Consider the following 14,945-nt stretch of genomic DNA (forward strand, 5'->3'; position numbering starts at 1 on the left):
AGGGCGCAAAGTAAAAACGCAAAGAATCGCAAAGTTTAATTTTCAATAATTTATGTTAACTCCCATAATATCAAGCATTCACAAATAACTAATAACTAACAACCAATAACTTCATAACCCTTAATTCACTCTAATGCTATCCCAAGCTGCTTGATAGGCCATTTCTATATGTGTTTTATCCAATTGGAAACCGTTGCGTTTATCTGCCATCATTAAAAACGATAGCGGATTTATGGTGTAGGCGTATAATATATAGTTAGATATGGGTTTAATAATTCCTTTACTTTTTCCACGTTCCCAAAGGTCGAGTAGGGGTTGTAGGTGTTTAATTCCCTCTTGTCTACTTGTTTCGTCAATTATTGGGGTATTATCACATTGTGCTAAAAACATCGCGTTTTCTGAATCTTTACATTTGAAATCGGCAATGCGTTTCCATATTGCTTCAAATCCTTCTTCAACGGTTAATCTATCATTATAGGTGGCGAAAGCATATTGAGTATATTTTGCTTTAACTTCGATATAGGTTTTATTTACCAAATCTTGTTTGTTTTCGAAGTAGAGATATATAGTGGCAGGGGAGACATTTGCCATTTTTGCAATTTTACTCATTGGTGCAGCGTGAAAGCCATTATTGTTCACCAATTCTATAGTTGCCTTAATTAAGGCATTGCGTTTGTCTATACTTTTTTGAAGTTTCGCCATATTGATTCTAATTCTGATGCAAAGATATGTAAAAATGAATGTTCATTCACTTTTTTAACAATGATTTATAGTTGATCGCTTAAGTGGTACTTTTTGAATTGGTTTATTATAGAAGTTACAGACCAAAACAGTAGTAGAATAAATTGAATGCGATTTCTAGTAGCTTCATCAATCGTAGATTTTACACTGCAGGTTTATTGGCAGCGAGATTGCGGGATTTCGTAGCTTTAGTGTCTGTTTAAAATATTTTCAGATAGGTTATGTTTCTAGCTAGCAAGTAATGCAATAGGGATGTTTAAATGTTTGCGTGAAGAATTAAAGCAAATGGTTGCCCAAAAACAAGGAGGTGCAATAGTCAATGTTGGCTCTGTAGCCGGTTTACGTGGTTTTTCTGGAACACCATCATATGTTGCAAGTAAGCACGCAGTGAACGGACTTACAAAAAATGCCGCCATTGACTATGCGGAGTTTGGAATACGAGTAAACTCTGTAAATATGGCTAATACTTCAACATCCATGGTTGAAAGAGCTTACCAACTTATGATGGCAAAAAGTAAAGCGAATAAAGACAATCCTGGCTCTGGAATTAGTGCTATAAAAACGCAGAGTTTATTACAATTTACAGACTCTGGGCACAGAGACTCAACACCAGAAGAACAAGTTGCAATAATGTTGTTCTTATTATCACCTGAAGCTTCATATATAACAGGAGCCAATTGGGCTACAGATGTTCGATTTACTGCTTTTTAATATTTTAACATATACTTTAAAGTTATAAATATTTCAAGCATCCAAATAGAAGCACTCAATTGGTGGCTTAATTTGGATGTTTAAGTGTATCTGTTTTTATGTATAGTAACACCGACAACTTATTATTAGTGATATTAATCAATAGGACAGAATAATCCAATTGTACAAATGTTTGCTTTTGTGCGGCTGGCTTAACAGACGCCACGGCTAATTATAATCATAGGTCATAAAATGGCCTTGACATAACCGCAAGTTATAGACCTAAAGGCACTATAACAGGATTATGTCAAATAGAACAGAAAAAGTTCTATTCGCCATTTTATTCACCGTCAATAGATGTTCTATAATTTATATTATGTAAAATAGAATATTTCAGATACTCCCTTACATTTACTAGCCTACCACAAGAATTCCATATAACTATAACAGTAAAAACGACTTCTACTTATATAAATTCCTGGGATGTTATCAGAAATTTAAAAGTGTTCTAAAATAAAAAGAAGCCCAACTTAGGGCTTCTAAAATAAACTCGATGTTGTATTTCTTTGATTAGATACTATAGCAAAAGCTAGAGTAAACTCAAATCTCTTATTTTTTATAATCTCCATTAAAAGCAAATTCCGATTGCGCATTTCGGATACGTGTTTCTTTAAGTTCTTGTTCTCTTAAGCCTTCGGGTAATTTAGATACATCTCCACCATAATATCCAAAGGCGACTCCTGTGGCAACGTGATAATCATCGTTGAATTTAAATTCCTTATTCGCATCCTTAAACCGAATTCCAGCCATTTGGTGTGCTGCAATGCCCATACTTTCTGCTTGCATAAGAACATTTCCCATAAAAAGTCCCAAATCGTGAAGTGCGTGAAAATTTTCTCTATTGTCCTTTCCCATTGTTTTCTTAAAAACATTCAGCCAAAGTACTTGTGCACTGCCAGCCCATGATTGGTTAAACTCATCTAAACAGTTAAAGATCCTGTCGTAGGTTTCTGTGCCTTTAATTCCCCAAATAACCCGCCAAGGCTGAAGATTGGATGCACTCGGAGCCCAACGACCTGCTTCGAGTAGTGTTTTTACCGTTTCTTCTTTAATTGGCGTGTCTGAAAATGCTCGAGGGCTCCATCTGTTTTTGATAGTATCTAAAATTGGATATTCAGTGTTTGTAATTTTTTTGATTGTGTTTTTCTTGTCCATATATTTTCAATTTTTATGTCTACAATTTACTGAGTTCTATTACACTTAGAAAGCAATTTGAAAACTTTTAACGTAAGCTCATAATATTAACATTTTGCTATGCATGTTGAATTGAATTTGAAACTAATTTCACGCAAAAAATAACCGTATGCTTGTCTGGGGAATCTTTATTGCCTTTATCATATTTTTTCTAATAGTAGACCTTGGTGTTATCAACCGTAATCCGCACGAAATCAAGACCAAAGAAGCTGCTTTTTGGACTTCTTTTTGGGTTTTGTTGGCCTTGGGATTTTCAGGAATTATCTACTGGCTTTTTAGCGAAGGCATGGTTGAAAACCCGACAAATCTAACAGCAAATCAAGCAGTATTAAAGTACATCACGGGTTACTTTATCGAACTATCATTAAGTATTGATAATGTGTTTGTGATTGCCGTTATATTTTCTTCGTTTTCTATACCTAAAAAATACCAACACGAAGTATTATTCTGGGGAATTATGGGTGCTATAGTGTTTAGGGCCTTAATGATTCTTTTTGGTGTTGCCCTCATCAATAAATTCGATTGGATTATTTACGTTTTTGGCGTTTTTCTTTTGTTTACCGCTTATAGAATGTTGGTTCATAAAGAAGCTGAATTTGATCCAAAGAAATCGACTGTTTTTAAGTTTATGAAAAAGTTGTTCCCAATAACAAATAAAATGGATGGCGATAAGTTTTTTATCCGACGTATGGGAATTAAAGCCGCCACTCCCCTTTTTATTGCCTTAATTATTATTGAATTAACCGATATTCTATTTGCCTTAGACAGTATTCCGGCTATTTTGGCCATTACTTCGGATCCGTTTATCGTATTTAGCTCCAATATACTGGCTATTATGGGATTACGCTCTATGTATTTTCTAATTTCCAGAATGTTGGATAAGTTTAGGTATATCAATTACAGCTTGGTTATAATTCTTGCATTTGTAGGAATTAAAATGTTGCTGTCTGATTTTGTGCATTTTCCCGAATTACTTTCTTTGGGAATCATCGTTTTTTCTTTAATTGGCGGAATTGTGGCCTCGTTACTACTGCCCTCCTCTGGAACATCTGGTTTAAAGGAATAATATCATAATTTTCTTTAAAAAGCTTGGAATGGTTTTCCTCCTATTGTATCTTTAGTTTTCGTAACCAAATTGTATATTATATGAACATACATTTCGAATACCACGATGTGGCGGCAAGCTCTAGATTAGAAGAGTTTATTTCAGAAAAACTTAATAAGCTCGAAAATAAATACGACTTTATTGTTAAGGCAGACGTATATTTAAAAAAGGAAAACTCCAATAATCCTGAATTAGGAAAAATTTGTAGTGTAAAACTCGGTACACCGGGGCAAACAATTTTTGCAGAAACATCGTCAGGTACTTTCGAAGCTTCGATTGCTAAAGTAATTACTGAATTACGTTCACAATTACAGCGACAGAAAGAAAAAATGAGACCACATTAATAATGAAAAACATGGGAATTATAGCACGGGATGAAAATCAAATAACGCTAATATTTAGTAGCAATACTCGACTTGGTGCGCACACTCTAAGTTATTTGCGTGGAATAGATAAAAAATATTTACCTATCGATCTTGCCAAATCTAAAATTGGGGATACTATATGGGTAGAAATTGCTGAATCGCTCGGTGTAAAAGTTGGCGATTTAGTCGATAAAAGAGCGTTAGATATAGACACAATCGTTACCGAAAACTATGGTACACACGATTGGATTAAAATTATTCAAAATAATGATAGTGTTATTTCTAGACCTATTTTGATTAAGGGCGAACGCACCCAACAAATAGAAAACCCTACTGAAGTTTTAGAATTTTTTGAAGTAGATTCTGCAGGTCTTGAGCAAAGTCAGATACGAGAGGAAGATATTGACATTGAAAGGACTACTAAAGGAGAAAATTTTATAGAAAGGAAAAAATAATCATTTCTTTTCTACTGTTTTTACTGGTTGAATTTGGGGTTTTACTTTTCTGTAAAACTCCATTTGCAACCTTGTAAGTATATCATTCATTTCCCTGGTTTCTTCGCGTTGCAGCGCCGAAAGTAAATCAATTTTTTTCTGTCCGCTAAACGCTTTTTCTATTTCGTTCTTTCTTATTAAGAACTCTGCTACTTTTTGTCGAAACAATAATTCTTGTTCCCCTGAAAATGCTAATTCACGATTATACTCAGTTGTTATTCTGATAGCTTCGCTTCGTACATTTTCATTTGAATTTTGAAAAAAAGTATCTTGCGCCATTACAATAATCGGCGCCATTAGTATTGTAATTAATAGAAGAAGGTTTTTCATAATATTTTTCTTTTTAGTCCTGATTAAGGTACTAAAAATCAAGAAAAATATTCTTTTTTTAACCTACTTTAACTGATTGATAATAAGAACTTAACACGCTTTCTTGTCGTTCATTTCAGTGAAAAATTGTTATACTATTTGGCTATTTTTTGTTGGATAAGCAAAATAGCATCATTAACATTTCGAAGTTTTTCCATATCCTCATTTTTAAACTCAATATTAAATTTATCCTCAATATCAAGCACAATATCAACAAGATGTGCAGAATTGATATTAAGCTCCCTTGTTAAATCGCTAGAACGGTTTATATCTATAGCTGAAACATCTTCAGGTAAATAGGTTTTAATTATTGGTTCGAGAAGGTCGTAAATCTCATCTGAAATCATATATATTTATTTTTTCTAAAGATAACACAAGCGTTTACATCTCCAAAGCCAAAACTCGCCTTAGCGATTGTTTGTAGCGGTATTTCTTGAAGTTTAGTCACCACTTTTTCTGACGCAATGATTGATGCTATTTCAGGATGTAAATTACCACAATTTACATTTGGAAAAATAAAGCCTTCGTGAAGTTGAAGAATAGCCGAAACAATCTCGATACTTCCACTCGCAGCCAAGCAATGGCCTGTCATTCCTTTTAACGAATTTATATATGGAAAATCGTTGTCTTTTCTGTTAAGAGCACTACTCCAATTCTTTATTTCGTCTGTGTCTTTAATAGTTGCCGTTAAATGACCGTTTATATACTCAATTTCTGAAGCTGTAATTCCAGCATCGGTCAAAGCATCTGTAATACATTTTTGAATCGCAATACTGTTTGGAGCGGTCATGCTTCCTTCTCCTCTTTGTCCGCCGTTATTAATAGCACCGCCAAGTACTTCGGCATAAATTGTGGCCCCACGTTTTTGAGCACTCTCTAAGGACTCCAATAAATAAGCCCCTGCCCCACTTCCTGGAACAAAGCCGCTAGCATTTGCACTCATAGGTCCGGCTACATTTTGAGGCATATCGTTGTATTTGTATGTAGTGACTTTCATCGCATCAAAACCACCCCAAATATAAGGCCCGTAATCGCTAGTGCTGCCGCAGAGCATATAGGTTGCCTTTCCGTTTGCAATGTGTTCAAACCCCATTAAAAGTGCTTCTGTTCCTGTGGCACAGGCAGATGAATTGGCCGTAACTTTATTTCCTGCGCCAATAAGTCCGCCGAGGTAGGCACTTACGCCACTTGTCATCGTTTGCGCCACAGAAGTACTACCCAAGCGACGTACATTTTTATCGTCGATTTTATAAATGGCTTCTCTAAACTTTTCAACGCCGCTAGTACCACTTCCGAAGATTATTCCTAATTCCCAAAGTGGTTCTTCGTTCTTATTTGTAACGTTTAAACCAGCGTCTTTTAAAGCGTCCATTCCTGCAATAACACCGTACAGAATTCCACTACTATTGAAGTTTCGAAGTTGTAGTTCGGATAGGTATTCTCGTTTTTTTTCTTCTGAAATTTCGGGTTGCCCACCTAACTGACAAGAAAACTTTAATTCGCGCAGTTCGGGAAAGAAACGTATTCCTGAAGATCCTGATTTTATGGCTTCTTTAAAATCAGGAATCCCCACACCATTTGGTGAAACCACTCCTAATCCAGTTATAACGACTCGTTTTTTCAAGTTTATGTTTAAAGGGTTTAAAAAGTTTAAATGTTTAAGAGTTTAAGAGTTTATAGGTATTATTGGTAATGAATCTTTGGTTGGCGTTAAATACACGTTTCTTTACTCTTTGTTCTCTAGTCTTTACTCTCTAGTCATAATTCTCTAATCTTTTTTCATCAACAAAAACTAATTGTTTAAAAATCAATGGATTATCATTCCCGAAACAACTCCTTTTGCGATTAATTCTTCTTTTGAATTGATCATTTTTACTTTACACTTTAATTTTTTGAATCTAAAGTATATTTTTTCTGAAATTACCATAACCTTTTCATTGGGAAAAACGGGTAGATAAAAATCAATTTCGGTACTGCTCAGCGCAAATGATGCATCTTTTGGTAAATCTTCTTTTTCTAATAGATAAATTCCCAAACATACTAGTCCAATTTGAGCCATACATTCTGTGAGTATAACGCCAGGCGTTACTGGGTTATCCTTAAAATGTCCTTCGTAAAAAAAAGCATCTGATCGAAATGTATAAACTCCCTTTACACCTTCTTCTGAAACCGATAACAGTTCGTCCACAAACAGAAAGGGCTCTGAATATGGAAGTTGCGCAAGTATGGTTTGATATTCCAAATTCATTTCTTTTAGTTAAATCGTCACTCTTAAATAGTACATCATAAATCGTTAATCACCTAAGGCTTTCCCCTCCATCTACTTTAATGATAGAGCCATTGATCCAGTTTGCTTCATTATTACAAAGTAAGGCAACTACATTAGCGACATCATCTGGGGTTGTAAGTCTATTGAACGGATTGCGATTTATTGCCATTTTAGCTAATTCTTCACTATCAGGAATTGCCCGAAATGAAGCTGTTTGTGTAGTTCCCGCCTGAATACAATTGGTGGTTATACCCAAAGCTGCGAGTTCTACGGCCATATTTCTCATCAAGGATTCCAATACAGATTTAGCAGCTGAAACTGCACCGTAACCGGGCCATACCCTGTTGCTTCCTTCACTTGTAAAAGCTATGTTTCGAGCGTTTGCTGTAAATTTTTCTTGTTGAATTAAAACTTGAGTCCATTCGTGCCAACTAGTTGCCATTGCGTGAATTGTAATGTCCAAATCTATTTTTGAAAGCGTTTCAGATTCGGTCCCTGTCATTTTTTTTAAACTGCCTTTAGCTATGCTGTGCAGGAGTAACTTCACACTGTTTTTAGGCAGTTGTTGTACTATTTCGTTTCGCGCTTCTTTACTTAAAGCATCCCGATTAAATGTTTTAACCAGCACTCCAAAAGACTTTATTGTTTTTACTTCTTCTGCAATGTGCGGTAAACTACTTTTTCTATCCCGATGTACAATACAGATATTGAAACCTTCCGAAGCGAGCTTTTTTGCACTAGCTAAACCAAGTCCGCTACTGCCTCCAAGAATAATTGCCCACTCGCCTTTTATGTTTAACGGTACGGTGTTTTTTTGGGATCTGTCAGCTTTTATTTCATTCATAATTAAAACTTCAATAGCACTTGTTGCGCAGAGAATCCTGGGCCAAAACTAAGCATCAGGCCCAACTCTCCAGAATCAGGTTTTTTATCCATAAATCGTTCTAAAACATACAAAACAGTGGCGCTACTCATATTCCCGTACAATTTAAGTACTTCTTTAGTATCATCAATGTTTTTGTTTAAAGTTCCAAATAAATCTTCTACAGTTTCCACGATTTTCCTTCCTCCTGGATGAAAAACGAGATGGTCGATGTCATTAATTTCCAGCTTGTTATTTTTAAGGAAAGGGTGAATAATTAACGGAAAATGTGCTGCTATTTTTTCAGGAACCGATTTATCAAGAATCATTTGGAGTCCTGAATTTACAAGTTTAAAGCCCATCATGTTGGTCGCATCATAAAAGTGATACATATCGTCTGCCAGAATTTCTGGTCCTGAGTCCGTTTCATTGGAAGACATTAAAACGCAAGCCGCACCGTCGCCAAAAATTGCAGCACTTACAATATTTACCATTGAAAAATCCTCGAGCTGAAACGTTGCTGTAGGCGCTTCTAAAGCAATTACAGCCGCTCGTTTTCCTGGGTTTGCTTTTAAAAAATTATTAGCATAAATAATCCCTGAAATACCAGCCGCGCAGCCCATTTCTGTAACAGGAAGGCGCACGATGTCCTGTTTCATTTTTAGTTCGTTAATTAAATAAGCATCAACAGAAGGAATCATAATTCCTGTACAGCTTACGGTAATTATGAAATCTACATCGGTTGGATTCCAATTTGCTTTATCTAAAGCTTTCTCAAGACATTGTTTCCCGAGTTTGGTAATCTCACGACTATAAATATCGTTCCTTTCTTGAAAACTGGTTTTGGTAAACACATCTACAGGATCCATGATCGAGTACCGTTTGTCGACCGCAGCACTTTCAAAAATTTTTATAACCTTTCGCTGAAATCGACTGTCTTGGGCTTGCATCCATTGTTTTACAAAGGGAATTACCTCGGCAGTATTTCTGCTGTATTTGGGAAGTTGTTTGGCTACTGTGGTAATTTTAACGCTCATACATTTTTTTTGAGTATCCATTGGTAGCGATATGCCCAGCGCCAATGAATAGTACTTTTTTGATAATGAATATTCTTTGAAATAGTTTCAAGTTCCTGCTTTTTAAATCCGCGTGCTATTGAAATTAATCCGTCATGTTTGGCAGTGTTGGTCTTTAAAAATAAAGTACTCACAATTTTGAATAAGTTAAACGCCCATTTGTTTCTGTGTAAATCATTTACAACAATCCCCAATCTCGATTTAGTTATAAGAACATTGAGAAAGCGTTCTATCTCTTTATTTGAAAAATGATGCAAAAACAGCGTACACAATGCAATATCGCAATTTGGAACCAATTTTTCACCTAAAAAAATGTCAACATTTTGAAAAGATATGTTTGAATACATACGACTTTTTTCTTCTGCCAATGCTAAGATATTATGGTTGAAGTCTATGCCAATACATATAAAAGTAAAATTGTGCTTTTGTGCGAAATCACTGCATATACGAAGCATTTCGCCATCGCCACAACCAACGTCCAGAATGACAATAGGTTTGTTTTTTGGAAGGGTTTTTAATAATTGTTGAATTCCTTCGATTGTAATATTATTTCCTCCTAACCATTTATTTACGACTTTAAGGTCTTTTAGAAGATTTTTCATCTCATCTCCTTGAAAATCTAAATCGTCCATTATTTCTGACTGATTTGATCGGTATTTATTGTTAAATTCAATCATTTTGAAGGACTTCCGTGAGTTTTTTCAATAATTTTTGGCACCAATGCAGGAACTAAACTTGCGGCTGTAAATCCAATTTTTGCGGTACTCGGATTCATTATAATGCGTTGAATAAACCTTCCGGTTTTTAATCTATCGCCAAATTCCTGTTGCCAATGAATTGTGTACTTTAGTTCAAGTTTGTTTCTATCAAAATCATTATTCTTAAAGGCATCTAAGAATAAATCTGAGAAGATTTGAGAACTTCTTATAGCCATTGCCATTCCATTTCCACACAGAGGGTGAATTAGCCCTGCACTATCGCCAATCATAAATATATGGTTTTCGACAGGTTTTTTTCTTTGAAAAGATATCTGACTAATACTTAAGGGTTTTTCAAATATTGGATTGGCTTCTTCAAAAAACGATTTTAAATACGGGTTTTTAGATAGTGCTGTATTTTGGAAGGTTTCAATATTTTTATGTTCTTTAAAAGATTTAAATGTAGCTAAGTAGCAGGCATTAACCGCATTTGTTTCTGTTTTACTCAAGCCACAATATCCACCTTTGAACGTATGTAGGGCTACTGTATCTTCAGGAAAATCGTAATCATAATGCGCTTTTACGGCTAGCCAAGGAGAGCGTTGCGACATAAATTTCCGATTTAGAAATGAATCAATATTAGATCTTTTTCCGAACGCTCCAATTACGAAACTTGCTTTTAAATTTGCTTTTCCTTTGGTTGTGATATCAAAATGGTTGTTTTGAAAACTCACTTGTTCAACTGTATCAAATAAAAATTCGATTTTATTCTGTAATGACTTGAAAAGAAGGTTGTCAAAGGCATATCGGCTAAGTCCGAACCCGCCTAGGGGTAGTTTTACGTTAATTGGAATTCCTTTTAAATCAGTTAATTGAAATTTAGATATTTGCTTCGCCCCTACTGAGAACGGATCAATTTTCAGGGAGTTTAAATACGGTAAAATCTCGTTGCTAACATATTCTCCACATACTTTATGATGTGGATATTCATTTTTTTCGATCAAACAAATTTTCAAATTATTAGTGGCAAGTCGTAATGCCGTGGTAAGCCCTGCAAGACCTCCACCAATAATAACAATATCCCACTTTGCTTGATTTACCATTACGCGGATTAAAGCTAATAAAAAATCCCGACCTAGCGTAGATCGGGATTTCAATGTTTTTTTATTAAAACTTAGTTTCCTGCTTCTTTTTGAGCGTCGCTTTTCATTTTTTCATTCGGAACAATGGCAAGATTCACACGACGGTTTTTAGCGCGACCTTCTGCAGTACTATTATCTGCAATAGGAGCTTCTTCTCCGTACCAGTTTGTTGTAAAACGTCCTGCGCTTAGTCCTTTTGTTTGCACAAAATAGTTAGTTACAGACATAGCACGATTTTTTGACAATGTCATGTTCATCGCGTCGGCACCAACACTATCAGTATGTCCTACTACAAGAACGTTTGTGTCAGGATACTCACGTAGCACTCGCGCCAACTTATCTAAAGTTTCTTGAGATTTTGCATTTACATTATATTTTGCAGTATCAAAATAAACACCACTGTTTTCGTCGAATGTGACTACAATACCGTCATCAACCCGTTCTACTTGTGCGCCAGGAATTTCGTTTTCAATCTGTTGTGCTTGTCTATCCATTTTGTCACCAATAAGCACCCCAGCCGTTCCTCCTACTACTCCACCGATTACTGCACCAATAGCGCCGTTACCGCCTTTACCAACATTATTTCCGAGGATAGCCCCTAGAATCGCACCGCTACCTGCTCCTATAACAGCACCTTTTTGTTTGTTGTTAGCATTTTTTGTAGCCTCACAGCTCGCAAAACTTGTAATTAGTGTGAAAGCAAGAAATAATACACCTACTTGTTTTAAAGTCTTTTTCATTTTAAGTTTTTTAATTTGTTATGATTTAGCTCTGTGATTGGAGCCGTAGTTTTAATTTTTATTTGAAAGTATAAATTTTACTCTTCTATTTTAGAGAAGTCCATTTTAATTTTAAATGGTTCGCCGTCTAAAGTCACAGTTTGCTCCCAACGCATATTGTTGTCGCTTAATTGAGCCAAACGCAGTCTAAATCCGGATTTATCAGCTGAATTTCCTTTTGCATCAGTTGGTTTTACTATAAAATCGTATAAACCAGAGGCAGGATCGATTTCAACTATTGTAAAAATGAAGTTTCGTTCACCAGTAGGACAATCGGGATTGTCGATTGAATATCTTCCGGTATTGTTATTGGGGATAAATCTCCAGGTACTTCCTTCGAAACATTCTGCAGACGTGTCGTTGAAAACAGTAACATTAAAGGTTCCAGACTTGTTGTAAGAAATTTCGTCCAAGTTCCAGTAGCCTTTAATAACTTTTTTAGATTCCTGAACTGTCTTAGGGGGTCCGCACGCAATTGATGTGGCAGCAATAAGTGCCAAAATTAAAAACTTCTTCATTTTTTTAGATTGTGTTAATTTATAAAAAAGGTAACCACAATGCCCTATGGTCACCTAAAATTGAAAATTGATATCTTAAATCAATGGGCATTAATTTGAGTAGTTTCTTTTTTGAATTAGAATATTTTCAATTCTATTCTATCTTCTAAATAGACTAGATAGTAAAGAAAGCACCAATAGAACTAAGAATATCCAAAAGATAATCATTGCAATGTCGGTTGCTCCTTCGGCAATGCCTCCAAATCCAAAAATTGCAGCAATAATTGCTATAACAAGAAAAATAACGATCCAACGTATCATAATATATAAGGTTTTAGTGATTAGTATGCCACTAAAGTAAATAACAAACCACTTTGGTTAATATTATTTATATTAAGTTTAACTAGAAACGTTAAACAATTAGTAAGATAATAGGTTTAATAGTTCTTTTTTAAACTTTTCTTTAGGAAGATAGTTTGATTCTAACGATGCAGCAAATGGGATTGGAGTTTCTAAACTGGCGACTCTTTTAACGGGCGCATCAAGATCTTCAAAACAATTTTCCATAATCATCGCCGAAATATCTGAAGCTATTCCTCCAAACATAGAGTCTTCTTGAAGTATTATTACTTTCCCTGTTTTTTTAACAGATTGGTAAATAGCCTGAATATCTAATGGAACTAGAGTTCTTAAATCAATAAGGTCTGCGCTAATATTATCCTGTTGCTCTAATGTTTCCAGTGCCCAATGTACACCGGCGCCATACGTTATTATTGTAACATCTGTTCCTTCTTTTAAAACCGCTGCTTTTCCTAATGGAATTGTGTAATAATCGGTTGGTACATCTTGACGAATACTTCGATACAATGCTTTATGCTCAAAGAACATTACAGGGTTTGGATCTTCAATACTACTAGCCAATAAACCTTTAGCATCGTACGGGAAAGCTGGATAAACTACTTTTAATCCCGGTGTATGAGTAAACCAAGCTTCGTTTGTCTGGCTGTGAAAAGGTCCGGCTCCTACTCCTGCACCACAAGGCATTCGCACAACAACATCTGCATTTTCACTCCATCGGTAGTGGCTTTTTGCCAATAAGTTTACAATTGGATTAAAGCCAGACGAAACAAAATCTGCAAATTGCATTTCTACAACAGCCTTAAAGCCATTAATAGAAAGACCCATTGCCGCCGATACAATTGCCGATTCACATATAGGAGTGTTTCGGACTCTTTCCTTTCCAAAAGCTTCTACAAAGCCTTCAGTTATTTTAAAAACACCTCCATATTCAGCAACGTCCTGTCCCATAATAACAAGATTGTCGTGACGCTCCATAGCTTGTTTTAAACCTTGGGAAATTGCGTCTATAAATCGGATATTTTCTGTTTCTGAATTTTCCTTAAATTCCTGATGATTAAATTCTTTGTACACATCATTTAACTCGTTGCTTATAGGTGACTCTATTGTAGGTTCGGCAAATGCTAGGTCTAAATTTTCATCAATTTCTTGCTTAAATTCAGCTCTATAGGTTTCAATTTCTTCTTCAGAAATAATTCCTTCAACCAATAAATACTGTTCAAAATTAATCAACGGATCGCGCAATCCCCATTCATCAATAAGGTAGGTTGGTACGTATTTAGTGCCACTTGCTTCTTCGTGACCGCGCATTCTAAAGGTTTTAAACTCCAATAAAACTGGGCGTGGATTTTCCCTCATGCTTTCCACAATATTGTTTAATGTGGTGTAAACTTCAAGAATATTATTACCTTCAATGATATGCGACTCCATTCCGTAGCCCTTTCCACGATCTGCAATATTTTCGCAGTTGTATTGCTCGTTACTCGGTGTTGATAGTCCGTAACCATTGTTTTCCACACAAAATAAAACGGGTAATTGCCATACAGATGCTACGTTTAAAGCTTCGTGAATATCACCTTCGCTTGTACCACCTTCACCAGTAAAAACCGCACAGACCTTATTATTGTTCTTTAGTTTATTAGCTAAGGCAATTCCATCGGCTATTCCAAACTGAGGTCCTAAATGTGAAATCATTCCAACAATGTTAAACTCTTGGGTTCCAAAGTGGAAACTACGATCACGGCCTTTTGTAAAGCCATTTGCTTTTCCTTGCCATTGGGAGAAAAGTCGGTATAACGGAATTTCCCGCATGGTAAATATAGCCAAGTTTCGGTGCATAGGCAGGATATATTCGTCCTTGTCTAATACTGCCGCAACCCCAACAGATATTGCTTCTTGCCCTATTCCGCTAAACCATTTTGAAACCTTTCCTTGCCGAAGCAGGATAAGCATTTTCTCTTCAATCATTCGTGGCTTTAGCATGCCTCGATAGAGCATTTTAAGGGTTTCGTCGTCCAGATCCTTTCTGTCGTAATCAAATAGTATATTTGGGGAAATCTCGGGTTTCATCATTTATAATTTAAAGTTCAAATGTAGAAAAAAAGCTGAAGGTTTGCATGTTTTAGTCAGTATATAAATTCATTCTTATAAAGGAATATTTCTGTGGGCGTAAAGGGCTTCAAAAACAAAATACAAATTGGTAACTTGAACACTTTATATTCTATCCTAAAGCTTATATTTACAGTT

The 14,945-nt window shown here is 35.6% G+C and carries 18 protein-coding genes; 4 read left to right on the top strand and 14 right to left on the bottom strand.

The window, feature by feature from the left end; translation table 11 throughout:
• Positions 1-120: 120 nt before the first annotated feature.
• Positions 121-702 carry a TetR/AcrR family transcriptional regulator gene (locus tag BLW28_RS08020; protein ID WP_073217308.1) on the bottom strand — a complete coding sequence of 194 codons (582 nt, stop codon included), beginning with the start codon at positions 700-702 and terminating at the stop codon, positions 121-123.
• A gap of 285 nt (positions 703-987) precedes the next feature.
• Here BLW28_RS08020 and BLW28_RS08025 point away from each other — a divergent pair, with 285 nt between their 5' ends.
• Positions 988-1,452 (top strand): SDR family NAD(P)-dependent oxidoreductase, encoded by a 465-nt coding sequence (locus tag BLW28_RS08025; RefSeq protein WP_317042276.1) that lies wholly within the window; start codon positions 988-990, stop codon positions 1,450-1,452.
• Between the two features lie 588 nt (positions 1,453-2,040).
• Here BLW28_RS08025 and BLW28_RS08030 read toward each other — a convergent pair.
• On the bottom strand, positions 2,041-2,646 hold the full coding sequence (locus BLW28_RS08030) for a nitroreductase family protein (protein ID WP_073217302.1): 606 nt from the start codon (positions 2,644-2,646) through the stop codon (positions 2,041-2,043).
• A gap of 148 nt (positions 2,647-2,794) precedes the next feature.
• Here BLW28_RS08030 and BLW28_RS08035 point away from each other — a divergent pair, with 148 nt between their 5' ends.
• The 3 genes from BLW28_RS08035 to BLW28_RS08045 all read left to right on the top strand — a co-directional run bounded on the left by BLW28_RS08035 (position 2,795) and on the right by BLW28_RS08045 (position 4,610).
• On the top strand, positions 2,795-3,751 hold the full coding sequence (locus BLW28_RS08035; protein ID WP_073217300.1) for a TerC family protein: 957 nt from the start codon (positions 2,795-2,797) through the stop codon (positions 3,749-3,751).
• 80 nt (positions 3,752-3,831) lie between these two features.
• A complete protein-coding gene (gene hpf, locus BLW28_RS08040; protein WP_073217297.1) occupies positions 3,832-4,134 on the top strand; it encodes a ribosome hibernation-promoting factor, HPF/YfiA family in 303 nt (100 codons plus the stop codon).
• Between the two features lie 11 nt (positions 4,135-4,145).
• A complete protein-coding gene (locus BLW28_RS08045; protein WP_159431753.1) occupies positions 4,146-4,610 on the top strand; it encodes an arsenate reductase family protein in 465 nt (154 codons plus the stop codon).
• Here BLW28_RS08045 and BLW28_RS08050 read toward each other — a convergent pair whose 3' ends face one another.
• The 12 genes from BLW28_RS08050 to BLW28_RS08105 all read right to left on the bottom strand — a co-directional run bounded on the left by BLW28_RS08050 (position 4,611) and on the right by BLW28_RS08105 (position 14,771).
• Complete coding sequence (locus BLW28_RS08050) at positions 4,611-4,979, bottom strand: hypothetical protein (RefSeq protein WP_073217292.1); 369 nt, start codon at positions 4,977-4,979, stop codon at positions 4,611-4,613.
• Between the two features lie 134 nt (positions 4,980-5,113).
• Positions 5,114-5,365 carry an acyl carrier protein gene (locus BLW28_RS08055; protein WP_073217290.1) on the bottom strand — a complete coding sequence of 84 codons (252 nt, stop codon included), beginning with the start codon at positions 5,363-5,365 and terminating at the stop codon, positions 5,114-5,116.
• Positions 5,362-6,642 carry a beta-ketoacyl-[acyl-carrier-protein] synthase family protein gene (locus tag BLW28_RS08060; RefSeq protein ID WP_073217288.1) on the bottom strand — a complete coding sequence of 427 codons (1,281 nt, stop codon included), beginning with the start codon at positions 6,640-6,642 and terminating at the stop codon, positions 5,362-5,364. The genes BLW28_RS08055 and BLW28_RS08060 overlap by 4 nt, the downstream gene beginning before the upstream one ends.
• Before the next feature lie 183 nt (positions 6,643-6,825).
• Complete coding sequence (locus BLW28_RS08065; protein WP_092842558.1) at positions 6,826-7,260, bottom strand: 3-hydroxyacyl-ACP dehydratase FabZ family protein; 435 nt, start codon at positions 7,258-7,260, stop codon at positions 6,826-6,828.
• A gap of 55 nt (positions 7,261-7,315) precedes the next feature.
• The gene (locus tag BLW28_RS08070; protein WP_073217282.1) at positions 7,316-8,131 is read right to left on the bottom strand and encodes an SDR family oxidoreductase; all 816 of its coding nucleotides are present in this window, start codon (positions 8,129-8,131) and stop codon (positions 7,316-7,318) included.
• Positions 8,132-8,133: 2 nt separating this feature from the next.
• On the bottom strand, positions 8,134-9,186 hold the full coding sequence (locus tag BLW28_RS08075) for a type III polyketide synthase (RefSeq protein WP_073217452.1): 1,053 nt from the start codon (positions 9,184-9,186) through the stop codon (positions 8,134-8,136).
• Complete coding sequence (locus BLW28_RS08080) at positions 9,183-9,902, bottom strand: methyltransferase domain-containing protein (protein WP_073217279.1); 720 nt, start codon at positions 9,900-9,902, stop codon at positions 9,183-9,185. Before BLW28_RS08080 ends, BLW28_RS08075 begins: the two co-directional genes overlap by 4 nt.
• A complete protein-coding gene (locus tag BLW28_RS08085) occupies positions 9,899-11,080 on the bottom strand; it encodes an NAD(P)/FAD-dependent oxidoreductase (protein ID WP_317042274.1) in 1,182 nt (393 codons plus the stop codon). The genes BLW28_RS08080 and BLW28_RS08085 overlap by 4 nt, the downstream gene beginning before the upstream one ends.
• A gap of 17 nt (positions 11,081-11,097) precedes the next feature.
• A complete protein-coding gene (locus BLW28_RS08090) occupies positions 11,098-11,805 on the bottom strand; it encodes a YiaD family glycine zipper/OmpA-like lipoprotein (RefSeq protein ID WP_073217275.1) in 708 nt (235 codons plus the stop codon).
• 77 nt (positions 11,806-11,882) lie between these two features.
• The gene (locus tag BLW28_RS08095) at positions 11,883-12,362 is read right to left on the bottom strand and encodes a lipocalin family protein (protein ID WP_073217272.1); all 480 of its coding nucleotides are present in this window, start codon (positions 12,360-12,362) and stop codon (positions 11,883-11,885) included.
• Between the two features lie 138 nt (positions 12,363-12,500).
• A complete protein-coding gene (locus tag BLW28_RS08100; protein WP_073217269.1) occupies positions 12,501-12,662 on the bottom strand; it encodes a DUF1328 domain-containing protein in 162 nt (53 codons plus the stop codon).
• Between the two features lie 99 nt (positions 12,663-12,761).
• Positions 12,762-14,771: an alpha-ketoacid dehydrogenase subunit alpha/beta gene (locus BLW28_RS08105; RefSeq protein WP_073217267.1), complete on the bottom strand. Its 2,010-nt coding sequence runs from the start codon at positions 14,769-14,771 to the stop codon at positions 12,762-12,764.
• Positions 14,772-14,945 lie beyond the last annotated feature (174 nt).

Origin of the sequence: Aequorivita viscosa, from assembly GCF_900106795.1 — a bacterium.
GTDB classification, from domain to species: Bacteria; Bacteroidota; Bacteroidia; order Flavobacteriales; family Flavobacteriaceae; genus Aequorivita; species Aequorivita viscosa.